Annotated in this window: 17 protein-coding genes and 1 pseudogene; 7 read left to right on the top strand and 11 right to left on the bottom strand. The window is 61.8% G+C overall.

Annotated elements, in window-relative coordinates; genetic code table 11:
• Positions 1-6 precede the first annotated feature (6 nt).
• From K288_RS0116320 to K288_RS45660, 3 genes are all read left to right on the top strand, one after another.
• Positions 7-2,268 carry a DUF2235 domain-containing protein gene (locus tag K288_RS0116320; protein WP_027580526.1) on the top strand — a complete coding sequence of 754 codons (2,262 nt, stop codon included), beginning with the start codon at positions 7-9 and terminating at the stop codon, positions 2,266-2,268.
• A 96-nt stretch (positions 2,269-2,364) separates the two neighbouring features.
• A complete protein-coding gene (locus K288_RS54125; RefSeq protein ID WP_201449688.1) occupies positions 2,365-2,883 on the top strand; it encodes a hypothetical protein in 519 nt (172 codons plus the stop codon).
• Positions 2,853-3,500: a proline iminopeptidase-family hydrolase gene (locus K288_RS45660; RefSeq protein ID WP_201449687.1), complete on the top strand. Its 648-nt coding sequence runs from the start codon at positions 2,853-2,855 to the stop codon at positions 3,498-3,500. The genes K288_RS54125 and K288_RS45660 overlap by 31 nt, the downstream gene beginning before the upstream one ends.
• 50 nt (positions 3,501-3,550) lie before the next feature.
• Here the strand turns inward: K288_RS45660 and K288_RS0116310 are convergent, their stop codons facing one another.
• From K288_RS0116310 to K288_RS0116290, 5 genes are all read right to left on the bottom strand, one after another.
• Positions 3,551-4,444 carry an alpha/beta hydrolase gene (locus tag K288_RS0116310; RefSeq protein ID WP_027580525.1) on the bottom strand — a complete coding sequence of 298 codons (894 nt, stop codon included), beginning with the start codon at positions 4,442-4,444 and terminating at the stop codon, positions 3,551-3,553.
• Positions 4,445-4,552: 108 nt separating this feature from the next.
• Positions 4,553-7,513 (bottom strand): IPT/TIG domain-containing protein, encoded by a 2,961-nt coding sequence (locus tag K288_RS0116305; protein WP_027580524.1) that lies wholly within the window; start codon positions 7,511-7,513, stop codon positions 4,553-4,555.
• Positions 7,514-7,937: 424 nt separating this feature from the next.
• Complete coding sequence (locus K288_RS0116300; RefSeq protein ID WP_027580523.1) at positions 7,938-9,392, bottom strand: MmgE/PrpD family protein; 1,455 nt, start codon at positions 9,390-9,392, stop codon at positions 7,938-7,940.
• 168 nt (positions 9,393-9,560) lie between these two features.
• Positions 9,561-11,429, bottom strand: coding sequence for a dihydroxy-acid dehydratase (locus tag K288_RS0116295; protein WP_043160027.1), 1,869 nt, complete (start codon positions 11,427-11,429; stop codon positions 9,561-9,563).
• Between the two features lie 360 nt (positions 11,430-11,789).
• Positions 11,790-12,464: a TetR/AcrR family transcriptional regulator gene (locus K288_RS0116290; RefSeq protein ID WP_201449686.1), complete on the bottom strand. Its 675-nt coding sequence runs from the start codon at positions 12,462-12,464 to the stop codon at positions 11,790-11,792.
• 211 nt (positions 12,465-12,675) lie between these two features.
• Between K288_RS0116290 and K288_RS0116285 the strand changes: the two genes are divergently transcribed.
• On the top strand, positions 12,676-13,917 hold the full coding sequence (locus tag K288_RS0116285; protein WP_051334559.1) for an efflux RND transporter periplasmic adaptor subunit: 1,242 nt from the start codon (positions 12,676-12,678) through the stop codon (positions 13,915-13,917).
• Positions 13,918-13,973: 56 nt separating this feature from the next.
• Entirely contained in the window at positions 13,974-17,180 is a 3,207-nt protein-coding gene (locus K288_RS45655) for a multidrug efflux RND transporter permease subunit (RefSeq protein WP_084799616.1), read from the top strand.
• A gap of 90 nt (positions 17,181-17,270) precedes the next feature.
• Here K288_RS45655 and K288_RS0116275 read toward each other — a convergent pair whose 3' ends face one another.
• The 6 genes from K288_RS0116275 to K288_RS0116250 form a co-directional block, all read right to left on the bottom strand.
• Positions 17,271-18,602, bottom strand: coding sequence for an MFS transporter (locus tag K288_RS0116275; protein ID WP_027580519.1), 1,332 nt, complete (start codon positions 18,600-18,602; stop codon positions 17,271-17,273).
• A 47-nt stretch (positions 18,603-18,649) separates the two neighbouring features.
• Positions 18,650-18,931 carry an SCP2 sterol-binding domain-containing protein gene (locus tag K288_RS0116270; RefSeq protein ID WP_027580518.1) on the bottom strand — a complete coding sequence of 94 codons (282 nt, stop codon included), beginning with the start codon at positions 18,929-18,931 and terminating at the stop codon, positions 18,650-18,652.
• 135 nt (positions 18,932-19,066) lie between these two features.
• Positions 19,067-20,530 (bottom strand): MmgE/PrpD family protein, encoded by a 1,464-nt coding sequence (locus K288_RS45650; protein ID WP_051334558.1) that lies wholly within the window; start codon positions 20,528-20,530, stop codon positions 19,067-19,069.
• Positions 20,527-21,162, bottom strand: a complete 636-nt coding sequence (gene leuD / locus K288_RS0116260; protein WP_027580517.1) for a 3-isopropylmalate dehydratase small subunit — start codon at positions 21,160-21,162, stop codon at positions 20,527-20,529. Before leuD ends, K288_RS45650 begins: the two co-directional genes overlap by 4 nt.
• Entirely contained in the window at positions 21,162-22,565 is a 1,404-nt protein-coding gene (gene leuC / locus K288_RS0116255; protein WP_043159997.1) for a 3-isopropylmalate dehydratase large subunit, read from the bottom strand. The genes leuD and leuC overlap by 1 nt, the downstream gene beginning before the upstream one ends.
• A complete protein-coding gene (locus K288_RS0116250; RefSeq protein WP_027580515.1) occupies positions 22,562-23,419 on the bottom strand; it encodes an isocitrate lyase/PEP mutase family protein in 858 nt (285 codons plus the stop codon). Before K288_RS0116250 ends, leuC begins: the two co-directional genes overlap by 4 nt.
• Before the next feature lie 364 nt (positions 23,420-23,783).
• Here K288_RS0116250 and K288_RS0116245 point away from each other — a divergent pair, with 364 nt between their 5' ends.
• Both K288_RS0116245 and K288_RS54720 read left to right on the top strand, forming a co-directional pair.
• Entirely contained in the window at positions 23,784-24,596 is an 813-nt protein-coding gene (locus K288_RS0116245) for a GntR family transcriptional regulator (RefSeq protein ID WP_152535550.1), read from the top strand.
• 226 nt (positions 24,597-24,822) lie between these two features.
• A pseudogene (locus K288_RS54720) lies at positions 24,823-24,959 on the top strand (IS5/IS1182 family transposase); the annotation flags it as partial.

The raw sequence follows: 24,959 nt of genomic DNA, 5'->3' as shown, positions 1-24,959 counted from the left end.
TTCGAAATGGCCAGCCCCAAGATCATCATTCTTTCTGACGGTACCGGTAACGCTGCCTCCAGCGTCTGGCGCACGAACGTCTGGCGGATGTTCCAGGCGCTGGACCTCCAGGGCAATGCCCAAGCCGCGAAATACGACGATGGGGTCGGCACGTCATCGTTCGTTCCCCTGGCGATTTTAGGCGGCGCCTTCGGCTACGGTCTCAAGCGCAATATCCTCGACGCCTACGAATTCATCTGCCGCAACTACGACCACCAGAACCACTCCAAGATCTATCTCTTCGGCTTCAGCCGCGGCGCGTTCACCCTCCGTGTCCTGGCCGCGCTCATGCTCGAGCAAGGTCTGGTCGTCGCCGATACCGAGGCCGAATTACACGACGGCGCCGTAAAGGCCTACCGGGCCTATCGCGCCAAGGGATATCACTCCATCTGGCGCATCGAAAAACTGTTTCGAGCGCTTCGCGACTACATCCTCGTGCCGGTCCTCGACCGCCTCCGGGGTAACAGACCTTACGCGAAGATAGTCCGGAAGGACATTCCCGGCATCGAGTTCATCGGTGTCTGGGACACGGTCGCCGCCTACGGGTTACCCATGGACGAGATGACGCGCGGCATCAGCAACTGGGTATGGCCGCTCGAGCTTCCGAATCGTGTCTTGAGCCAGCGCGTAAGATGCGCCCGGCATGCGCTCGCGCTGGACGATGAAAGGACGACCTTTCATCCCGTGCTCTGGACCGAAGACGGCGAAGACAAGTCGCCCGTGCCGACCACGATCGACGATGAACGCCTGGTCCAGGTCTGGTTTGTCGGCATGCATGCCAACGTGGGCGGCGGATATCCCGATGACGCGGTATCCTTCGTGCCGCTGTCCTGGCTGGTGGACGAGGCCACCAAGCGTGGCCTGATCTTCAAGAATGCGCCCTTCGCCGATCCGGATTCCACGAAATGGATCAGCTCATCGCAGGATAAGGATGGCCGGCTCTATGACTCGCGCTCCGGGCTGGGATCCTACTACCGCTACGGTCCGCGCAAGGTCTCCGACCTGTGCAACGATCCCTCAGTCGGCGTCCATGTGCCCTTGCCGAAGATTCATGAGAGCGTGTTCGACCGGATCGACAGTGGCTGCAACGCCTACGCGCCAATCGGCCTCCCGCCGGAATACATGATCGTCTCCCGCAACGGAAAGCTCACACCGCTTGGTTCAAAGACATTTGAGACGCCGGCGGGAGCGAAGGCGCGGTTTGCCGCCCAAGAGAAGCTGTGGAATTTCGTCTGGCTCCGGCGGATCGCCTATTTTGCAACGCTTGCGGCGTCGCTTCACTTGGCCGCGTTTTGGCTCTTTCACAACCGCAATCAAGAGCACGAATACGATTCAAATTTCAGGATGGTGTCGGAGTTCGTACGGTTCGTTGAGTCTTTCCTCCCGAAATCTTTCCATTGGTGGACAGACTGGTACGCCGGAAATCCTGAATGGTTCACGGTCGGCATCATCGCCGTTCTCCTCCTAGTGAGCGTCGGCACTTCGCTGAGCGCTCGCATCAGCGACGCGATGCGCGTGATCTGGCGCGATCGTGCCTCACCAGTGCCACTATCAGGGATCGTGCACGAGGCGATTTATGCATTCCGAACCAATGCTCTGTATCAAACCATTATCAAGGTCGGGAAGAGACAGGTCCTGCCGTTTGTCCTGGCGGTCGGCATGGTTTGGTTTGGCGCAACGTTGGCCAGCCATTTCCTGTTCAACGCAGCGGATTCGATGGGAGCCTTCTGCACAGGCACGCCTCAGAACGATCTTGCCGCCGTCGATAAGGGGATCGCTCAGGAGGCCAAGGATTTTGCGACGTCGACGGTTTGCGCGCCGACGGGGCTGACGGTGCGCGCGGGATTCAAGTACGAAATTCTGATCACCATGACCGAACCGTGGGAGGACGCCGGACGTCCAGTCACGCCGATCGGATATCGCACGTCGACTGTCGATCGTCACGACCGATGGAAGTTCTATTCCGGCATCTTCCTGCGCCGCATCATGTTCCGGCCCTGGTATCGCGTGATCGCCCGCATCGGGGAGACCGGCGTGGACGAATACTTCCTCGATCCCCTTCCCGTCCCCAACACGACGCCTCAAGCTTACAAGGCAACCTTCAAGGCTGACCGGGGCGGTGAACTCTTTCTGTATGTGAACGATGCAGTGATAGGTCTGCCGTGGGTGTACGACAGCTTCTATCCAAACAACAACGGCAAGGCCAAAGTGACGGTTCGGCTTCTTTAGACTTGTCGCCGTCTTGCAAAATCGCCTTGGCGTTACCGCGACAAGCGATTGCACAGATCGCCCAAAATTTACTTTTGCTGGTTCCACCGAACATCTATGAAGCGTGCACTGCCAGCGGCAAAAGAAGCACAGTCACCGAGGGCGGTTTGTGCGTTACTACACATGGATGAGGACTGCAGAATATTGAATCGCCGCGACCTTCTCACGACCGGCGTCGCTTCCGCGATCGTAAACATAACCGATAGCAATTTGATGGTCGTCGCGGCGGAAGCGCCCCACGACGACCCGGCAACCTCACGCGATGCCGATGATAGTTTTGAGATCACCAGCCCGGACGGCTTGAATCCCCCGAACATTCGGACCGCTGGCATCCGCATGGTTCCTGTTGTCGATGGCAAGTACAAGGTCTGGACCAAACGCATGGGACGCGGTGCCGTTAAGGTGCTTCTTCTGCATGGCGGCTCCGGTTTTAGTCACGAATACCTTGAGTCGATGGAGTCATTTCTGCCGCAGGCCGGCATCGAAATGCACTACTACGATCAACTCGGATGCAACAACTCGGATCAGCCGAATGACCGATCGCTATGGACACTAGCCGCTATGTCGAGGAGGTAGAGGAAGTCCGGCGTGGTCTGGGCCTCGATGATTTCGTGCTATACGGGCACTCCTGGGGCGGGATGTTGGCGATCGATTACGCGCTGACGCACCAGCAACATCTACGCGGGCTGGTGATCTCGAATATGGCGGCCAGCATGCGCGCCTTCGAGATGCGGACAGCAGCATTGCGGCGACAGCTTCTGACGCCGGCCGATCTGTCGACGATGCTCGCCTTGGAAGCCGCTGGCCGTTATGACGATCCGGAATATCAGCGGATTCTGACCTTGCTCTACAGCAAGATGCTCTGCCGCACGGTTCCGTGGCCCGAATCATTCACGCGCTCGCTAAGGCACGCTAACCTGGCCATCTACACGCAGATGTTCGGACCCAACGAGTTCGTTGTCACCGGCAATCAGAAGGACTGGGATCGATGGGGTGAGTTGCATCGGATCAAGGTCAAAACGCTGACGATCGGTGCGCAGTGGGATGAGATGGATCCGGAGGACATGAAGAAGATGGCCGCATTGATGCCAAATGCGCGCGCGGTCATTTGCCCGACTGGCAGCCACCTCTGCATGTGGGACGATCAGGCCTTCTATTTCGAGCATCTACTGGAATTTCTCCGCTCACTCTGAGGCTTCACCTAGCAGTCATTGACGTTCAATCCCGAATATCTGAAGGGCGCCTAACCGGCTGCGGCCTTCCAAACGTCGTGCACAGCCCGCGCCCATTCGACCGGGCTTTCCTGCGGCAAATTGTGGCCGGCATCACGGAAGACGCGCCGCTCAAAAAAGCCCTCGAACTTGCGCGCATGATGGGCGGTGCCACGGTTGACGCCGTCGGAATCGCCGTCAATCGCGATCGTCGGCACGGAGATCGGCGGTTGGGCGGCAAGCCGCTGCTCGATCGCGGCATAGGCGGGGTCGCCTGCGACTAGCGCATAACGGTGCCGGTAAGAGTGGATCACGACGTCGACGAAATCCGGATTGTCGAAGGCAGCCGCGCTCCGTGCAAAGATCGCATCGTCAAAAGCCCATTTGGGCGACCACATCGACCAGAGTTGCCGGGCGAAGCCAGTCCGGTCGTGCTGGAGCGCGCGGCGGCCTCGCTCGTTGTGAAAGAAATACTGATACCAGAGCGCGGCCTCTTCCAGCGGCGAGGCCGGCTCCATGCTGCGAGCGATGTCCTGAATGTTGTAGGAATTGCCGGAGACGAGCCCCACCACGCGTTCCGGACAAAGCGCCGAGACGACACAGGCTGCGCGCCCACCCCAATCGTAACCGCCGACCACCGCGCGCTCGATTTTCAGCGCATCCATGAATGCAAGCAAATCGGCCCCGAGCGCCGCCTGCTGGCCAGAGCGCAGCGTCTTGTCGGAAAGAAATCGCGTCGGCCCGTAGCCGCGCAGCCAGGGCACCAGCACCCGTGCACCGGACTGCGCAATGAGCGGCGCGGCCTCCGCGTAGGCGTGTACGTCATAGGGAAAGCCGTGGCCCATGATGCAGGGCCAGCCGTCGGCCGTGCCATATTCGCGATAGGCTATCTCAAGGACATCAGTCGTGACGGACTTCTGCTGCATAGCGGTAATTCTCTCGGCACTGCCGCCCATCGCAGGCGTCTCGGGACTGTTCTCCCTATCTGAGGCCCGGTCAACCTGGACGCGACAAGTGATCAGGCAATCGGCCCGTCACCTTGTCACCTGCAGTACATTCGATTCCGCATCGGCGAGTTCGTCCGCGTTGAAGATGAAGCTCTGCACCCGGTAAGTGCCCTGCTGCAGCTTGTTATTCTCGTCCAGTAAGCTCACCTTGGCGTCGAAGGCTCCGTTTGGCTTGGTCTTGGTCTCGGTGCTACGGTGCGTCTTGCCGTCCGGGAGCAGCACATCGACGAGGATGCGCTGGTCACCGCGCGCCGGCGACACCGCGCCGTGCACCGTCACGTTCTCCTTGCGCCCCTTGCCCTCCAATTCCATGCGGATAGTCGCCTTCTTGCGCACGTTTACGCGGTAGAAGGTGCCGCCAATTGGATAAAAGCGCGACCCTGGCACTGTGCTGGAAATATCCATCGCCACGCTGTAGCCGCGCTCGATGAAACCGGCGACGCGGAAGGGGGCCATGCCGGGGAAGCGCCCTTCCCTGTTCTTGCCGAATTTGTAAACGTTGACGTCGGCCACCGGCCACACCATCACGTCGATCTCCTTCTCTGCCTTGCCCTCGAGCCAGACCCAGGCGTGTGGAATCTGCGCTGCCCAGCCAAGCGGCAGACCGCGCATCGAGAGCTGCACGGCGCGCGGTTCGTCGAGCGGATTGCGGACCGCCGTCTTGATGAACAGCGGGTCCGCCGGACTCGAGCCCGCCGCCTGGAACTCGAATACGTTTTCCTGCGCGCCGTTGTTGCCACCTGAAATCTCCCCGAACTGCTGCGAAGCATAGACCTTCAGGCAGGTGTGCTTGCCCACCACTGGCACCCAGTTGCAGAACGTGTCGATGGCGCCATTCTGCGCAATGTTGCCAATCGTCTTCACCGCGATCGGCGCCCAGTTGCCGTTGTCACCGACGCCCGGCGGCGTGATCGCGTAGAACGTCACCTTGACGTTGCTTGCCCCCATCGCGCCGCTGACGTGCACGCGTGCGGTGAACTGGTTGATGTGGTTGACCCATGGCTTGTCGCCGTTGCCGAGCGGACGGCCCTGGGAGTCCGTGCCATTGTCGAAGGAGCCGAACGGATCGCGATCGACCCAGATGTCGGGCGACTGCCAGTTCGAGTCCCACGGCTCGACATTGAGATCGAACGAGCCGTTGGGGTCGTCGGCGATCGTCTGCGACCATTCCACGCGCACACGGCACACCAGCGGACGCGCCTGCACCGAGTCGTTGAGCACCGTTATGCGCAGGGCTCGCGCCGGATCCTCGATGATCTCGTTCGCGATCTGCACCCTGTTGTCATGCATCAGGGTTATGAACCGGGTCTGCTGGTTGTTGTGCATCTCGTCGGCGATCACCCGGGTCACGATCACGCCGCCCTGATTGGGCGCCGCGCCGATTGGAATGCTGTCGTCGAAAATCTGCGTCGTGGTCCCGGGCCGCTGGCGCACCTCGACGAAATAGGTGAGCGCGTTCGAAATCTTGATCTTGAGGAGGTGGAACCGGTTGGCGTTGTTGTCCTCCGCCAGCCCGTGGGCGATTAGGTCGACGTCCTCGCTGTGCGGGTTGCGGTCCCACTGCAGCTCCTTGATGTTCACCCCCTGGTAATAGCCGAGCTTTTCCAGGTGATAGCCGGTGAAGATCGGATGGCTGTCGTGGTCACCCATCATCTCGAACTCCTGCGCGGTCGCCGCACCGGAATCGACCAAATCGGATCCGTAGACGTCCTCGCCCAGGGTGGCCGAACCGTCGCCCGTCTCGGTCGGCGCCGAGACGATGTTGTGGCCGAATTCGTGTGCGAACCGGCCCCAGTTGGCGTTCTCGTTGATCCAGAGCAGGTTGATCTTCTGAGCGAGCGTGATGTCGATGTGGATGTGAGTGGGATCGCTCGCCGGCTTGCCGTCGTCGTAGGAGAAAGTCTGGGTGTCGACTCCGCCCCAGGCGCGGATGAAAGCATTATTGGTAAAGATCACCACGCACAGCATCTGGTAAGTGTTGAGGTCGAAGCCCTCATCTTGTGCATGCTGCGCCGCAATCGCCGCCATCCGGTTCTTCTGTCCGGAGATCACGTTCTGCGCGCCCGCGAGGTCGACGAAGTCAGCGAAGTTGCCGTCGAGCGCTGCCGCGGTATTGACAATGTCGAACTGCACGTTGGTGCGGGTATAGCTTGCCTGGCTGTAGAACGTCTGCGCATTGGTCCAGCGGTCGTTCAGTGTGGTGCGCACATTCGCGAGGTTCGCCGGCACCAGGTCGGCCGCCTGGCACACCACCACCAGCACGCGGATCGTGCCGATCGGGTTGACGTCCCCGGCATCGCCCGCGCCCGCCCCCATGGTGAACACCGGCGGGCCGTCCTCGTCACTCCCGCCCGGATAGCCCATGATCTCGAAATTGCCGACGCCAGTCGTGGTGTGCGTCCCGACCTTGACCTCGACCGGGCCGGTATCGACATCCTTTGTCACGAGGACCTTGAGCTCGTTATTGCTCGCCGCCAACACTGGCGCATTGGTGCCGCCGATCGTCACCAGATTGTCGGCGCGCGCGGGCGCGAAATTCGAGCCGCGGATCGTCATGATCGTGCCGCGCTGGCCGTTCGCCGGCTCGAATGACGAGATGTGCGGACCAACAAGCCACGGAATATGCAGATCGAGCCAGTCCTTGAGCCTGGTCGGTGATTTTCTGATCGCAGGATCGATCTTGTTGAGGTTGAACACCTCCGACGAACGTGATGGCGCCTTGCTCACGGGCCTTGCGAAGGCTGGAGCCTTGTCCTCGCGCTTGCCGGCCCGGCGGTCCGGCCTAACCTTGTCCTGCGACCTGGCGGTTCCGCTCTTACGCACACGTTCGGGCTCGGCGCCTTTCCGTTCCGGCGTTCTGGCGCCCGCATCAGCAGCCGACTTGTATTCTGCGACTTCTTGCTTGCCCTTGCGATCCACGACCGTCGATTTCTTGGTGGATCCGGATGTCCTGGTTTTCAACGGAACCGCGCGAGGATGCTTGGCCATCTGTGCCTCCGTGCGTACAAGAATCTAGCGAGCGCGTTCTGCGCGAACCACCGTATCCGCGGCTCGAAGCCGGACGGTGCGCTAAAGCTATGCCCGCAGCGAGACGACCTTTATGAGGTAGTTCACACCGCACGCTAAAAGCGTATTCAGGTCGCGTTACGCCATAACCTCGATCTTCTTTCGCGGCGCCGCTTAGCCACAGATAGATCCATGCAAGAAAATTTTGCAGCGGCCAGCCTCCTCGGCGACACGCGACCACAGGACTTGCTGATCCACAAAGCCGCGCGCATCATCGCAGCGGCGGAAGACGACGCGGCTGGCGTACTCCTCGGAGAAGGAAAGGCTGGGGCTGGCTGCGCGGCGGCCAGCCTATCGGATGAACCAATCGCGGCAGGCCTATGCCGCGATCGGACATCCTACCTCGTCAGGCTGAGGCCGACATTTTCGCGATTTCTGCTGCGCTTGGCAGGCTCTCGACATTCCAGCAGGCGTCCATGATGCGCCGGATCATGACTGCAGGGATGATGCCGTCCGCAAGATCAGAGAATTTGGTCTCGAGTTGCTTGTCGGTCATTGGCACCTCGAGGCTGCCGATCGCATGTTCGATGTGGCGGTGCAGCTGACGCCCATCCTTGAGAACGATCGTCATGTCGACCTGCTCCGGTTTAATCCCCGGCGTGACCACTGGCACCACCTTGCTGCGCAACGAGACGACGGTCGGATCGGTGACAGCGCGATCGCTGAACTGCTTCTCGCCGCCTGCGCCCTCGACGATCGCCACGGCGACCGCATGATAGATGCTGAACTTGCCTTCAAGCCCCTGTTGCGGCGTCTTCTTGCCCGTCAGCTCCAGCACGAGCGGATGAACCTTCAGATCGACACGCTCGACCTGGTCGGCGGTCAGCTTGTTCTCGTTGCGGAGCTGGATCGCGGCATCGATAGCCGGATGCATCACTATCCCGCAAGCGAATGGCTTGTAAGTGTTCAACGCGGCCTCATACCTCTTGCCGAGATCGCCCAGGATCTCATTGTAGTCTTGCTTGGTGCTGATCGTGTTGGCCCAGCCGCGCTTGGCCTCGATCATCGCTTCGGACGAGGTGAAATTCTTCGACGCCAGCACCGCTGCGAAGATTCCGCTGGAGGCGGCCCTCCCCGGGTTGAAGCTTTTATTCATCGAGCCGAAGGATTCCCGCAGACCTACTGGTTGCGAGGCCGCAAGACCGAGCGCCCAGGTCATCTGCTGCTCGCTCAGCTTCAACAACTTGCCAACTGCAGCCGCCGCACCAAACACGCCGGCCGTCCCCGTAATGTGCCAGCCGACATCATAGTGGTTCGGATAGACGGCGTTTCCGATCCGGCACTCGGTCTCAACGCCCAGCACAAGGGCGTTCAAAAACTCCTTGCCCGAGACCGGCTGCATCTCAGAAAACGCGAGGATCGCCGATGCCACGGGGCCGGCGGGATGGATGATCGTCTTCAGATGGGTATCGTCGTAATCGAAGATATGGCTCGACACGCCGTTGATAAAGGCTGCGTTCATGATGTCGAAGCGTTCGCGCCGCCCAAACAGCGAAGCCTGTTGTGGGCCCGAAAACGGCGATAGCGCACTAACTGCGATATCGACCGTCTCGTGGCGTGATCCGCCGATCGCGACGCCGACCCAGTTCAAGAGCGTTCTGGTACCTTCCTTGCGTACGTTGGCCGGCAGATCGTCATAACTCGCGGTGACGAGATAACGGGCGAGTGTACGCGTGACGTCCTTGGCCGGTGCGGCTGCGGATGTGGTGGTCGACGCCTGCGCGAAGGCCGTGCTGGCGCCAATCGCCGACAGCGGAAGTACGGCCGCCGCCTGGATTATGGTCCGGCGATCAGTGTGCATTTGATATCTCCTGTACGTTCATCGACGGCTGCCGCGCCGCAAGACGGATGGCACTTACCTTGATGACGATATCGAGTACGGCATCGTGCGACAGCGGGTAAGAACCCAAACTCTCCCCCTACATTTGAACGCGGGTGGCGTTTCGATCATCGGCGCCAACTGCAGTTCCTAGAATGCCTTTTTCGTCTCCGGCCGGTGCTTGTTTGTCGGCACGAAACCCGACGGCTTTGCGTCGCGCGGCTGGCGTACCCAGACCTCGCGATTCGGATGCAGGCCGCCGCCGCGGGTGGCGGGAACGGCCGTGAGCCGCGCGCGGTGCAACAGGCGGGTATCCGCGTCGCCGCAATTTGGGTGGATGCCGCCGTTGTCAGCGACCACCTTGTCCCATGCAGCTTTGCGCTGCCTGAAAACGGCAGGATCGGACAGCTCCGTGCAGTTGAGCTCGTTCTTGTTCAAGTCCGCGACGATCTCGTCACCGTCCTGAACGAGGGCAATCGGTCCGCCAAGGGCTGCTTCAGGGCCGACATGGCCGATGACAAGGCCAACCGATCCGCCGGAGAACCGCGCGTCGGTCATCAGCGCCACCACGATTCCCCGCTCGCGGCACAGCGTGGTGATCCGCGAGGTCGGGTCAAGCATCTCCGGCATGCCCGGAGCGCCGCTCGGCCCCTCGTAGCGCACGATGATCATGTCGTTGTTCTGGAATCGCTCGGGCGTCTTGTCGAGCGCGTCAAGCAGAGCCTGCTCGCCTTCGAACACGCGCGCCTTGCCGCGAAACAGATTGTTTTCCAGTCCGCCTTCGACGCCGGCAAGCTTCAGGATCGCCGAGAATTCCGGCGACAAATTGCCACCGAGAACCCGCAGGCCTCCGGTCGGCTTATAAGGCTTGGCGACGGGATAGATCACCGTGCCATCGACGGCCTTGGTGCCAAGGCGCTTGACCTGCTGCGCCAGCGTTTCGCCCGTGCAGGTCATCACGTCGCCATTGAGAAGCCCGGCCTCCAGCAGTTCGCGCACGATCACCTGCACGCCGCCAACCTGGTCGATGTCGACCATCGAATACTTGCCATACGGGCGGGCATCGGTGAGGACCGGAACGACATACTGCGACAGATGATTGAACTCGGCCGGTGTCATCACCTCTTTCCAGAAGTCCGCAAAGCCTGCGGCGCGCGCGATCTCCGGCGCATGCAGGGTGACGTTGGTCGAACCGCCGACCGCCATTGCGACAATGACCGCGTTTCGGATGGAATCGCGAACCACGATGTCGCGCGGCTTCAGGTCCTTCGCGATCATTTGCGCGAGGTAGTCGACCAGTTGGTCCGGAAATTCCTTGAGGCGGCGGGGATCGTCGGACGGTGGCGCCACCATGTGCAGCGGCTGCATGCCGACGACACCAATGAATGTCTGCATGGTGTTGTAGGTGAACATCCCGCCGCAGCTACCGTATCCAGGACAAGCATGACAGGCGATGTGATGGCGGAACTCGGCGTCCGGGTTGCCGGCGACCTGATAAGCGCTGACGATGTCGAGCTTCTCGCCGGTGTTCGGGTCGGTACCGGGATGGATCGGCCCATCCGACATGATGATCGCGGGCTGATTGTGCTCGAGCAGGGCCGCCAGCGTGCCGACCGGCGGCTTGTCACAGGCTACGACGGCGATGGTGCCGCGGAGACCGGTCGCGCTCAAATGCTCGCAGAGCGCATCGTGAGTGACTTCCCGCCCGATCAGCGAATAGCGCATTTCGCGGGTGCCGTTGCGGATGCCGTCCGACGTCGCGATCGTGTATTCCGGCTGGACCAGGCGCAGCTTCAACTGGCCCGCGCCGCTGCCAATGCGGCTCTTGAGACTGCCGTGGATGGCATCGACCTTCGCCATCACACCCATATAGCACTGGCTGTCGCCTTTGGTGCCGACCACGCCAACCGACGGCTCGTGGATCAGATCCGGATCGGTGCCAAGCTCTCGCGCAATCCCGATGGTTTGGGTGGAGCGGCCAGGATGCCGGTCGATGATGACGGCTTTCGATTCTGTCACGGCGAGTTTCCTTCCAAGCGAACGGCTTGTTTTGATCGACAAAGTGCGGGGCGCATTCCATGCGAGAGGATACGACCAAGTTCCCTGTAGCGACGTGGCGGGCCGAATACGAGATTGATCGCGGTCGGCCCGTTCAGTGCATAAGCCCCGAAGATCGCTGACACAATCGGATTGTTAAACCATCTTGCAATGAGGCGGCGGCTGGCTGAGGCGGCTCGTCTTCGGTCATCGAACTCAAGGCCCAAATCCGGACATCACAGGCTTTCGACGCCTCCGGCACAAAGAGGCTTGTGTCGAATCCGCGCGATGGATCAGGCTTCACTCGACCGATCCGCGGCAACCGCGGCCTAGCCTTGAAAGTCACTCTCTAACGTCACTCTTGGCCATCGGCCAGGCACGCATGGCCAGCCGGCCGATTTCGGACAACTTCTCGCGGGCGGCGCCGTCGCGCGCCTGCACCGCAAGCCCCCGCGCCACGGCGCTGTAATAGGCGGCCAGCATTTCGCAATCGACATCCGGGGCGACGTCGCCGTCCATCACGCCTTTCCGGATGCGCGCAGCCATGGCGCTCTCCGAAAAAGCGCGATGCTCGGCCATCATGTCACGAATGTTCTTCATTCCCGGTGGGCAATGCGTGCCTGCAAGCGAGATCATGCAGCCGAGCGGGTGATCGCCGCGGGTGAACTCCTCTGCGGTCGCCTCGAACAGGCGCGCAAAGGCTGTCCTGGTATCGATCGAAGGATCATTGAGAATGGCGAAGAACCACTGGCCCGACCATTCCAGAAAGGAATGCGTGGCTTCGCAATAGAGCTCTTCCTTGCTGCCGAACGAGTTGTAGAAGCTCGACGCGCTGATTCCCATCGCGGCGATCAGGTCGTTGAACGACGTCCCCTCATAGCCGCGCTCCCAGAACAGCTTCATCGCCTCCTGCAGCGCAGTGGCGCGGTCGAATACGGCCGGCCGGCCCCGGCCACGCCTCTCGTCCTGGGTGTTCTTTGCCTCGATTTTCTTCCGCTGATTTATTTTTGGTGTCATCACTCCAAAAATCCTTGAACAGCGCCTCCCTGAGTTTATATCGCACAAAGTATATTGGAGTTCCCCCTCCAAATATCAACCCCGAACACAAATTATCCGCTTCCGAAACAACTGCCTGCGATACCCCGAAACCTGGACTGGCCGTTGTGGTTCGGCAGGCCGGCAGGGCTTCGGCCGAACTGCCGGCATGGCAAGGACTGATGGTAGCCTCATGGATCAGATCAGCGATCATTCGAACATTGAACGAGAACCGCTGAGGCCGCCGGCGCCGCGCCGGCGGACGTGGAGAACGGCCGCAATCGCTGCAGTGGCGGTGCTTGCCGCGGTCCTCGTCTACCTCGGCTTTGCACCTCGCAACGGAGACCAGGCGGCCGCGTCAGCGCCACCCCTGCAGGTGACGGTGAGCCAGCCCTTGCAGCGCGAGGTCGATACCAGGGTCGGTTTCCTCGGACAGTTCTCCGCCATCGACCGCGTCGAATTGCGGGCCCAGGTCGGCGGCACCCTGACTGAGATTCATTTCAAGGATGGCCAGATCGTCCACAAAGGCGACCTTTTGTTCGTGATCGACCCGCGGCCCTACGAGATCAGGTTGGCGCAGGCGAAAGCTGCGCTTGAGACTGCAACGGCCCGCGTGGCGCTCGCCAACAACCAGCTTACGCGGGCGCAATCGCTCAAGCGCAACGAGTTCGCAACGCAGGAGACGGTCGACCAGCGCACCAACGACCAGGATGCGTCGCGCGCCGCGGTCGAAGACGCCAGGGCGCGGGTGCGTGACGCGGAACTCGACCTTGAATACTGCCGCGTACGGGCGCCGTTCACCGGGCGCATCGGCGCGCGCCAGGTTTCGATCGGGAGCCTGGTCGCGGGCAGCCGTGCGGCAACAAGTCCGACCACTCTGCTCACGACGCTGGTCTCGCTCGATCCTCTCTATCTCGATTTCGACATGAGCGAATCCGATTTCCTGACGTTCTCACGCGAGCGCGCCCGCGTCGGCGGTCCGCTCGCCAACAAGGTCGCGATCAGCCTCAGCGACGAGAACAGTTTCATCCGCGAGGGCACGCTGGACTTCATCGACAATGCGCTCGATCGCTCCAGCGGCACCATTCATGCGCGCGCCACCGTGCCGAACCCGGATCTGTTCCTGGCCCCAGGCCAGTTCGCGCGGCTGCGGGTTGCGATCGCCCCGCCGACGCCGGTTTATCTCCTGCCGGACGCCGCCGTCATGCTCGACCAGTCGCAGCGCCTGGTGATGACCGTCGGCGCTGATGCGACCGTGAAGCCAAAGATCGTGACCACCGGCGATCTTCGCGGTGGATTGCGCGTGATCCAGTCGGGGCTCGAGGCAAGCGACCGCGTCGTCATCGACGGCCTGGTGCGCGCCGTTCCCGGCGCCAAGGTCGCGCCGCAGGACGGCGTCATCCATTACGACGCCGCCGCTGACCGCCAAGGTTGACGGCCAAAGTTGACGCCAAGGCTAAGAACCAGGACCGAGAAGACAGGAGCTTCCCCGTGACCCACAGCTTCATCGACCGGCCGATTTTTGCGACCGTCCTCTCCGTCTTCCTGACGCTGATCGGGCTCGGCGCGCTCGCCATCCTGCCTATCTCGCAATATCCGGAGATCGTGCCGCCGACGGTCCAGATCACCACCACCTATCCCGGTGCGTCCGCCGAGACGGTATCGCGCACGGTAGCGACGCCGCTCGAGCAGGAGATCAACGGCGTCGAGAACATGATCTACATGAGCAGCCAGTCCACCGGCGACGGCAAGCTCACCGTCACCGTGACATTTCGCATCGGGACCGACCTCAACGTCGCGCAGATGCTCACGCAGAACCGGGTCCAGGATGCGCTTCCTCGGCTGCCGGAGGACGTCCAGCGACTCGGCGTGCAGGTGCGCAAGTCGACACCGAACATCCTGCTCGCGGTGCATCTTTATTCGCCCGACTCCACGCGCGACCTGCTCTACACCTCGAACTACGCGACGTTGCACGTGAAGGACGTCCTGGCGCGGCTGCCGGGCGTCGGCGACGTGCAGATGCAGGGCGGACGCGAATACGCCATGCGTATCTGGCTCGATCCCGACAAGGTCGCCGCGCACAATCTGAACGCGAGCGAAGTGCTTGCGGCGCTGCGCGCCCAGAATGTCCAGGTGTCGGCGGGCGTGCTGAACCAGCCGCCGGTCGCCTCGAAGCAGGCCTATCAGATCAACGTGCAGACGCTTGGCCGCCTGTCGACACCAGAACAATTCGCCGCCATCGTCCTCAAGTCCGACAACGAGGGCCGCGTGACGCGGCTGCGCGATGTGGGCCGCGTCGAGATCGGCGCCTCCGACTACGGATCGACCGCCTTCATGGACCGGCAGCCGGGTCTGCCGCTCCTGATCTTCGCCCAGCCGGGCGCGAATTCCCTCGCCGTTGAGCATGAAGTGCTCGACGCGATGGAAAAGCTGGGCAAGGACTTCCCGCCCGGCCTTCAGTACAAGGTCATCTACGATCCCACCATCTTCGTCGGCAAATCGGTCGACGAGGTGATCAAGACCATCTTCGTCGCGATCCTCCTGGTGGTCGGCGTCGTGTTCCTGTTCCTGCAAAGCTGGCGCGCCGCGATCATTCCGGTGATCGCAATCCCGGTATCGCTGGTCGGCACCTTCGTCTTCCTCTACGTGCTCGGAATATCCTTGAACAACCTGTCGCTGTTCGGCCTCGTGCTGGCGGTCGGCATTGTCGTCGATGACGCCATCGTCGTGGTGGAGAATGTCGAGCGCAATCTCGAACGCGGCATGACCCCGGCCCAGGCCGCCCATGTCACCATGGACGAGGTCGGCGGCGCGCTGATCGCGATTGCGCTGACGCTATGCGCCGTGTTCGTGCCCTCGGCCTTCCTGTCGGGCATTGCCGGGCAGTTCTTTCGCCAGTTCGCGGTCACCATCGCCGTTTCGACCCTGATCTCGTGCTTCGTCTCGCTGACCCTGAGCCCTGCCCTGTGCGCGGTGCTGTTCAAGGCCCACGAGCACGGCCAGAAGCCGCGCGGCCCATGGATCGTCCGCCTGGTGCAGGCCGGATTTGCGCGTTTCAATTTCGGCTTCGAATGGCTGTCGACGAGCTATGGACGGCTGACGCGGCGGCTGGTGCAGATCACCGGCGTCGTGCTCGTGGTCTATGCCGCGCTGATCGGCGTCGCCGGCTTCCAGTTCGCCCGCGCGCCCACCGGCTTCATCCCTGAGCAGGATCAGGGCTATCTCATCACCGTCGTGCAGCTGCCGCCCGGCGCTTCGCTCGAGCGCACGGAGGCGGTCGTCAAGAAGGCGATCGACATCATCATGTCCACGCCCGGTGTCGAGCATGTCGCGCCGTTTGCGGGACTGGATGCAACCACCTTCACCATCGCCTCGAACGCCGGCACGATCTTTTCCGGCCTGCCATCGCTCTATAACCACGACGTACCCGGCCTCACCGCACCGAGCGTGCTCGCCGAACTGCGCAAGCGCCTCTCGGTGATCCAGGAGGCCTATGTGCTGACGATTCCGCCGCCGCCGGTGCAGGGCATCGGCAATGCTGGCGGTTTCAAGATGATGCTGCAGGATCGCGCGGGCCTCGGTTCGGAGGCACTGTCGAAGGCCGCGCAGGCGCTGGTGGCCGCCGCCAACAAGGATCCGAGCTTTGCCGGCGTCTTCACGCTGTTCGGGACGCGCTCGCCGGCGGTCTACGCCGACATCGATCGGGAGAAGGCCGAGAAGGTCGGACTGACGCCCACCGATGTCTTCAACACCCTGCAGGTCTATCTCGGCTCGCAGTATGTCAACGACTTCAACTATCTCGGCCGCACCTATCAGGTCATCGCGCAGGCCGATGGCTCGTTCCGCCAGGATCCGCACGACATCGCGCGGCTGAAGGCGCGCAACACCTCCGGCGAGATGGTGCCGGTGGGCACTGTGGCGCGGCTGAAATCCGAGAACGCGCCCTATCGCGTGCCGCGTTATGATCTCTTCCCCGCCGCTGAAGTGATGGGCGTCGCGGCGCCCGGTGTTGCGACCGGCACGGCGCTGCACCGCATGGAGGAGCTCGCGCATGAGGTGCTGCCGCCAGGCATCGGCTTCGAATGGACCGAGCTTGCGTTCCAGCAGCAACAGCCGGGGACCTCATCTTTGCTGGTGTTCGGCGCCGCCGCCTTGTTCGTGTTCCTGGTGCTCGCCGCGCAGTACGAAAGCTGGAACCTGCCGCTCGCGGTGGTGATGATCGTTCCGATGTGCCTGCTTGCCTCCGTGACGGGGCTGTTGATGCGCGGCATGGCGATCGACGTTCTCGCGCAGATCGGCTTCGTCGTGCTGGTCGGACTCGCTGCCAAGAACGCGATCCTGATCGTGGAGTTCGCACGCCAGACCGAGGAAGCCGGCGCCACGCCCGGCGAGGCCGCCGTCACCGCCGCGCGTACGCGGCTGCGGCCGATCTTGATGACGTCGCTGGCGTTCATCTTCGGTGTCGCACCTCTCGTGGTCGCAACCGGCGCAGGTTCGGAAATGCGTCAATCCCTCGGCACTGCGGTGTTCGCGGGAATGCTGGGGGTGACCGCCTTCGGCCTCTTGTTCACGCCCGCGTTTTACACGGTCGTCCGGAAGATCGGACGCAAAAAGGCGCGCACCGCAGCAGAAGCAGTCCGGCAAGTCGTTGCTGATCATAACGACCGGATCAGCGGGTTCCCGGCGCCTCGAAATTAGCTGCTGCGGGTAAGACTGCATCGAAACGCGTCACGCGACGCCGAAGCGATTCCAGAGTGGAAGCCAGGCGTTCACGCGCGGAGCACGGCGTCAATGGCGCTCGCTAAGCAATCTCCAATATGGCGCGCGGCCGAGCCATAGCAGGAGGGTGCCGATGCTGCAGGCGATGAAGATCGTAACAACAAGCGAGTAGCGAACGCCAGCTTCGTCGCGGAACAGGTGATCGTTGAATAGACCGACGAGGAACGGCCCAACCGAATTGGAGACAATGCCGTTGCAAAGCGTATGCAGTCCTGCCAAGCGCGCCTTCACGCTTGCAGGAAACGCTTCGGCCATTGCAACGAAACCGGCGATCGAGGGCACATAACCCCAGAAGGCGGCGAACGGGAATACCGCGATCGCTACCCATGGAGAGGAAGACAGCAGGCCGATGATGCCAAATATCGCGAACATCAGCCCACCGGAGAGACCGACAATTAGCGGTGCATCGGAAAGCCCCCGGGCACGCAAGGCTTCGATGAGGCGTCCTGCCACCAAGCAGCCAATCAATGTGACAACACCACTCGTGCAGCCAAGCCATATAGCCGCCTGCACGCCTGTCCAATGGTGAGCGCGCTCGAAAAAGACGATGCTCCAAGTGGAGAAGGTATATGAGCCCATCTGGAGAACTGAGATACCGACGAAGATGGCCAGACAGAAAACGGGATTGCGGCGCAAGTAAGCGCGCCCGGTTTGGCCGAGCTTGTTCACGTGAGACTGATTGTCCGCGACGCGAGCCGGTTCTTTCAGGATCAACAATACGATCGCCGCAAGGATAAAGCCGGGCAGCGCGGCGCCGAAGAAGAGGCCCTGCCAAGGTTCGATCGCGCCGACGCCGGGCAGCACGAGTTCGCCAGATGTTTGCAGCCAGCGTACCAGCAGCGCACCAATGACGAGCGCCAGGAGCGAGCCTGCCGCGCCAGAACTCAGATAGATCGAGAAGGCTCTTGGGCGTCGCTCTGCGGGCACCGTGTCCGATAGAAGAGAGAGGGAGAGCGGATGAAGCACGGATTCGCCAACGCCGACCAGCGACCGCGCTAAGGCCATCGTGAGAAAATTGCTGGCAAGGGCAGTTGCGAAGGTCGCGGAACTCCAGAAGACGACTGCGCCAGCGAAGACCCGTCTGCGCGAATTTCGGTCGACTAGCCAGCCACCGAGCGGCGCGAACAGCGCGTAGCTCGCGGCGAATGCCAGACCGGATAGAAGTCCAAGCTGTGTATCCGTAAAGCCGAGGCTTGCCTTGATTGGCTTCAGCGCCATGCTGAAGATCACCCGGTCGGCGAAGCTGAGCAGATAGCCGAGATAAAGTAAAACTAAGACGACCGTCGCCTGCCTGGCAAATTCCGCATTCGTTTCGCGGGTCGCAATTGCCGTGTCTGTCATGATCTCCCTCCGATCCGACCCGTGAGCCCCCTTTTTCTTGCCTCCATCTACAGAATTCGACTGAGTGCCACGGCGACCGACAGGTCGCCGTCGATCGTCAGCTTACCGGTCATGTAGGCCATGGTCGGATTGAGCTCGCCTGACACAAGCTGGTCGAGGTGGTCGAGCGACAGCTTTATCGTGCAGTCCGTTGGTGCGTCTGTTGTCGAGACGGCCGCACCATGGACGACGATTACGCCGTCACTTCCAGCATCGAATTTCACGGAGCGATCGAAGCCGGCGTTTGCGACCTTGTCGTTCATCCTCTCCGCGATCGAGTGGATATTCATATCAGACTCCTTTGAGTTGAGTATCTTTAGGCTTGGTGGTCTCGCGAGCTGGTACTGCTCGAATGGCTCGGTCAGTCACCCGTAGACGATGGTCCGCCACGTCGGGATCTTGGCCGATCAGCAGACAGCCGCGCGTCATTGCGGGAACGCCGGACCATTCGAGAGGGCGAATGCGTCCCCAACGTCGCCGGCCAGCGCCGTCACGAGTTCCGAGAGGTCGTCCATGGTTTCAATGGCGAGCACCGTCTCGACAATGCGATCGCGCCGATCACGTGGCAGGATGCCATCGGTCAATGTATCGAACTTGGCGACGACTCCTTGGCGCGTTAGCGGTGCCATGATGGTCTTCGGAATGGCTACCTCGGCGCGCTCCTGGGAGCCGTCCACGAAGGTGACGGTCAAGTGGGTGGATGCACGTTTGAACTTGTCACGGTCGAAGGACGGTTCGTGATAGGCGCGGATGCGTGGGATCAATTTCCACACATCGTCCTGGTTGATGCGACCGGGCGCGAATTGACGGATCATGGCTGCACCGTCTGCGATCGCCGCTGCCAGCGCGTAACCGACATGCATTTGCGCGCCGATCGGAGTCAAAGGACGTTCCGGCTCCCACCATCCATGATGGTACCCGACGTGCGACATGCCGACCTCGATTCGCTCGATCTCGTCCGCATGCAGTGGCCGCCGCGCGGCGATCTCGAAGATTGCGTCGAGCGGTCCATGCAGCGCCCCCATTGCTGCATAAGGTTTGATCGCGATCACCAGCACTTCCCAATTCTTCCCGAGCCCACGAGCGATTTGGGAGGCGTCCGGATTATGAGCTTCGCCGAAGACGGAGAGGAAGCCGCCATAGTCGCGCTCGAAGACGCGCTTGATTCCGGTGTAACCCGACGCCGCGAGCAAAGCCGCGGTAAGCCCGGCGCGGGACGCAAACCCATGATGCATGCGCTTGCACATCGCCTCATACTGCGCCGCCATCAGTCCCCCCGACTGCGTACCGGCGAGCCCGAGCGCATCCTCGAAGCGAGCGGCGTCAAGCTTAAGCAGGGTACCGGCAGCAGCAGCGGCAGCATGCGTGCCGAACACTGGACCGGAATGCCAACCGCGTGACAGCATCTCGGATCCATGGAGAGCCATGCCAACGCGCGGCCCGACCTCGAAGCCGGCCAAGGCGGCCGTGAGGAACTCCTTGCCGCTTACTCTTCCCAGCGACGGGAGCAGTGCGAGCAAAGCCGGTAGCACGAGCGAGGCGCTATGCAGCGGCGCCAGAGGGTGAAAGTCGTCAAGTTCAAATCCCTGGATCAGCGTACCGTTCAACAGCGCCGCCGCTGGAGGGGCGAGGCTAAGGTCCCAGCCGATAACAGGCGCATTGCCACTGCCCTCGAACCTTGACACAGCTTCGACCGCGATGCGCGACCAAGGCAACCGCGCACCGACGATGGCGCAACCCAAGCCATCGAGAATGAGATCCTTGGCACGTTCACGGGCGTCGTAGGGTGCCTGTTCGAGCTGAAACCCCGCAAGCCACACGGCCAACTTGCCAGTTGGACCGTTCGGATCAGTTGGGGGTTGGGCGGGGCCTGCGTAATGGAAGCTCATAGTGCAGTTCCTTCCATTGCAAAGGCCCAGATCCAGGGGCGGGCTACGCGGTCGGCCTCCTGCCATGCGGCAATTTCGGACTCGTGCCGCATGGTGAGATCGATGTCATCCAGACCATCGATCATCGCCGTCCGGCGCAACTCGTCGATAGCCAAGCCAATCTTGCGTCCCGTCGCGGAGGTGATCTCATTGTCGATGAGCGAGACTCCAAATATGCCCTCGTCCTCGCGCGCTTCTTGCATCAGCGTCTGTACTTCCTCCTCGGGTAGGCGGATGGGAAGCAGACCGTTCTGGAAGCAGTTGGAATAGAAGATGTCCCCGAAACTTGAGGCGATGACAGAACGGATGCCCAAGCCCATCAGCGCATTTACGGCCCCCTCTCGCGAAGAACCGCAGCCGAAATTTGCTCCGGCGATTAGAATCGGCGCACCGCGCCAGCGCGCCTGGTTGAGCGGAAAATCGGGATTCTCCGCGCCATTGGGCAGATAGCGGAGTGCCTCGAAAGCGTACTGGCCGAGCTTGGCAAAGTCGCCGCCGATCAGCCGCTCGATTCGGATAATGATGTCTGTGTCGATATTGGTATTCGGCAGTGGACAGGCACGCCCGCGCACGACGGTAAACGGTTCGAACATCAGATGCTCCTCACATCAACGATCTTGCCGGCGATCGCTGCTGCGGCCGCGCTCGCGGGGCTGGCGAGATGGGTGCGGGCGCGAGGCCCCTGGCGGCCGACGAAGTTGCGGTTGGAGGTTGAAACGGCGCGCGCCAGCGGCGGGACCTGCTCCCCATTCGCCGCCACGCACATGGAACAACCCGGCTCCCGCCAAAAGAAGCCGGCATCGATGAAGATGCGGTCAAGCCCTTCGGCTTCAGCCTGCTGCTTGACGGCGACGGAACCCGGGACGACCCAGGCGGTCACGCCCTCGGCAACATGCTTGCCCTCAACGATCCTGGCGGCCTCGCGTAGGTCGGTGATACGCGAATTCGAGCAGGAGCCGATGAAGACCCAGTCGACTTTTGTGTCGATGAGAGGCTTGCCAGCTTCGAGCCCCATATAGTGGAGTGCGGCGGTGATCGCCTGGCGTGTCTCTCGCTCGGGGGCTTTTTCCGGGTCGGGGATCATGCCATCCACCGGGATGCCCATGTCTGGGCTAGTGCCCCATGTGACGACCGGCGCAACATCAGCCGCATCGACACTGACTTCCTTATCGAATATGGCGTCTTTGTCTGTGACGAGCGTGCGCCAATAGGCGACTGCGCGCTCGAAGTCCGCACCCTTCGGCGCGAAGCGGCGACCTTCTAACCAGGCAAAAGTCTTGTCGTCGGGCGCAACCAAGCCTGAGCGCCCGCCCATCTCGACGGAGAGGTTGCACAACGTCAGCCGCCCCTCGACCGGAAGATCGCGGATCGCCGAGCCGGCGAATTCGATGAAGTGCTCCACACCGACCGTCGGTCCGAGCACACGCATCAGGTGCAGTGCCAAATCTTTGGGGGCGACGCCTCGTGCCAGCTTGCCTTCTACATTGACGCGCATGCTCTTGGGCTTGCGCAGGCGCAGCGTCTGTGTCGCGAGCGCATGCGTGCTTTCCGATGTGCCCACGCCGAACGCCATGGCGCCGACGCCGCCATTGGTGCAGCTGTGGCTATCGCCGCAGATCAGCGTCGTGCCGGGCAGCGCAATGCCCAGCTCCGGCGCCATCACGTGGACGATACCCTGGCCCTGCTCGCCGATGTCGAACATGCGGATCTTTTGCTGGGCGGTGAGCATCTTAAGCCCCATCCACAGCCGCGCGCCGCCTGCAAAGGTCTGGCCGGTGCGGCCAGGCATTGACGAAACGGCGTGGTCTGGCGTCGCGAAGGTCAGCTCCGGGTTGCGGGTGTGGAGCTTGCGCTGGATCAACCCAAGGAGAGCCGGCGGACCCGAGAGGTCGTGCAGGACGTGGCGATCAATGTGCAGAATCGCCCAGCCATCGCCGAGATGCTTTACGACATGGCTCTCCCAGATCTTGTCGAGGATAGTCCGCGGCGGGGTCATACTGATTTCCCTGCAAAGCTCGAGCGGAGCGCGTCCCATTCGGAGGCGCCGAAGCGTCGGAAGGCTTGCGCGATTTCGATGGTGGGCGCGAATGGCTCGGGCAGACCAGTCTGCACGAGCCTCCGCAAGGCGGCATCGATCGCCGGCACGATCGCCTGCAGGAGTGCGCCGGGCAGGATGGCTAAGCGATAGCCCATGGCCTTCGCCTCCACGAAGGTCACCGGCGGCGTCTTGCCTCCTGGGACGACATTCAGAATACATGGGCCATCCACCCGTGCAGTGACGGCTGCAAGTTCTTCTTTGCTGCGCACCGCCTCGACGAACGCCATGTCAGCGCCGACGGCGAGTGCCGCATTGGCGCGACTGATTGCCTCGTCGAGGTCGGCCACGGCACGAGAATCTGTGCGGGCGATAATCATGAAGTCGGGATTTCGGCGAGCGCGAACGGCCGCTCCAATCTTGGAGACAAACTCTTCTGCCGAGATCACCTGCTTGCCATCGAGATGTCCGCAGCGCTTGGGCGCAACCTGGTCTTCGATGTGGATCGCCGAAACGCCACGCATCTCGAAATCACGCACCGTGCGTGTGACGTTGAGTTCGTTGCCGTAACCGGTGTCTGCGTCGGCGATGACCGGCAGCTTCGTCGCGCAAGCGATGATTCCAGCCGTCTCCACCATCTCGGTGGCGGTCACGATCCCGTAGTCCGGAAAGCCGTGCGCGGCGGCCGTCCCCGCGCCGGTCATGTACGCCGCCTGGAAGCCTGCCTGTTCGACAAGCCGCACAGTCAGCCCGTCATAAACGCCCGGCGCCACCACAAGCTGCTCCGTGTTCAGAAGCTGCCGCAAACTGGTCATTCAACCCCCCTATCGTCATGCGCCTTCCATCGGCGCGAACGTACGCACTGCCCGCGCGCACTGCCGACGAAATAATCTGCTTGAGATGATGCCCGACCCGCGACAGGACGGGCTCGCGCAGAAAGAGAGGGGGCTGCTGTGCCGTAGCGACGGCACAAGGCGAATATCGAAGCGGTCAATAGGCAAGGATGGCGCGGCAGCCGCACTAGAGATCGAAGCCCTATAGCTGTCGCTTCCATGTTCGCTCCTTCCCGGCCGCCATTTTGCAGTTGGCTTATATAATGACGTCATAATGTTATTACGTTAGAAATGCAAGCGCAATCGCGCTATGTTGCATCACTTCGAACCCTCTAGTGGCACGTGGATGATGCGGCAGGACAAAACGGACAATCTAATCGCCCGGACCCCGGGCACATCGTTGCATCGTCAGTTGTTTGTGATCATGCGGGACCAAATTTTGCGGGGGCTCTATCAGCCAGGCACATCAATTCCGAACGAAGAAGCACTCTGTGCGGAATTCGGGGTCTCTCGCATCACCGTCCGCCGCGCGGTCGCCGATCTCGAGAGCAGTGGCCTTCTGATCAAACGTCACGGCCGCGGCACCTTCGTTAGCGACGAGTTGCCGCCAGCGCGCCCGTCAGCCACGCTGGGGCTGCTCGACTCGCTGCGTAAGTCTGCCAGCGAGACCGAGGCCGAAGTCCTCAGTGTCGAGACCGCTGAGCCGCCAGCCGACATCGCACGACAGCTTGACCTCGTTGCCGGCGTTCCGGCCGTCCATGCGGTCCGCCTGCGCCGGCGGGGACGGACACCCGTCATGGTGACTGAGGCATGGGTTCCGGAAGCGTTCGCGCGGGGCGTCACGCGACGCGAACTGCAAAAGCGGGCTCTATACGAAATCCTGATTGCTCAAGGCATCCACTTCGGACGTGTCGTGCAGGAGATTACCGCGGTTGCGGCAAGTCCGTTTTACGCCAAGCAGCTCAACGCAGAGTTGGCGTCACCATTGGTCAGAATTACACGGCTGCTGTACGATGCGCATCGCCGCCCGGTACAACATCTCACCATTCACATCGCACCTGAGCGCAGCCGTTTGCTGATGGACGTTTCGATCGAGACGGTCAATACGCTGGCTGCTGGCTCGATCTTTCATGACATTGAACGAGACTCACAGAAATAATCAGCTGCGGTGGTGCGCAGAGATCCGAAGGCATGCTTCGAGCGATTGATAAATCGTCGTCCGTGAAGAATCGCCCAAGCCATTGATGTGGAGTCGATTTTTCGGTCGTGAGGGGGTTTGAGATTGCAAGCTTTCGGGGTTTGACGCCGCAAAAGCTTGCAAATCTGCATTTGAGGATACCGCCGAATCGCGCGTCGTGATTCCCTCGGTCTGACCGGAGGGGACGATGAAGCCAAAGGAACGACGCGACAGCGGACAGGCCGATCTTCTGCGCTCCCGGCTGGACGCGATCCTCGACATGGATCATGCACTGGTGAAGCTTTCGCGGACGATCGACTGGTCGGTCCTGGAACAGCGGTTCGG

This window comes from Bradyrhizobium sp. Ai1a-2, assembly GCF_000426245.1.
GTDB lineage: Bacteria > Pseudomonadota > Alphaproteobacteria > Rhizobiales > Xanthobacteraceae > Bradyrhizobium.
Note: the sequence above shows the minus strand (reverse complement) of the source record. Positions and strands in the feature narration are given on the sequence as shown.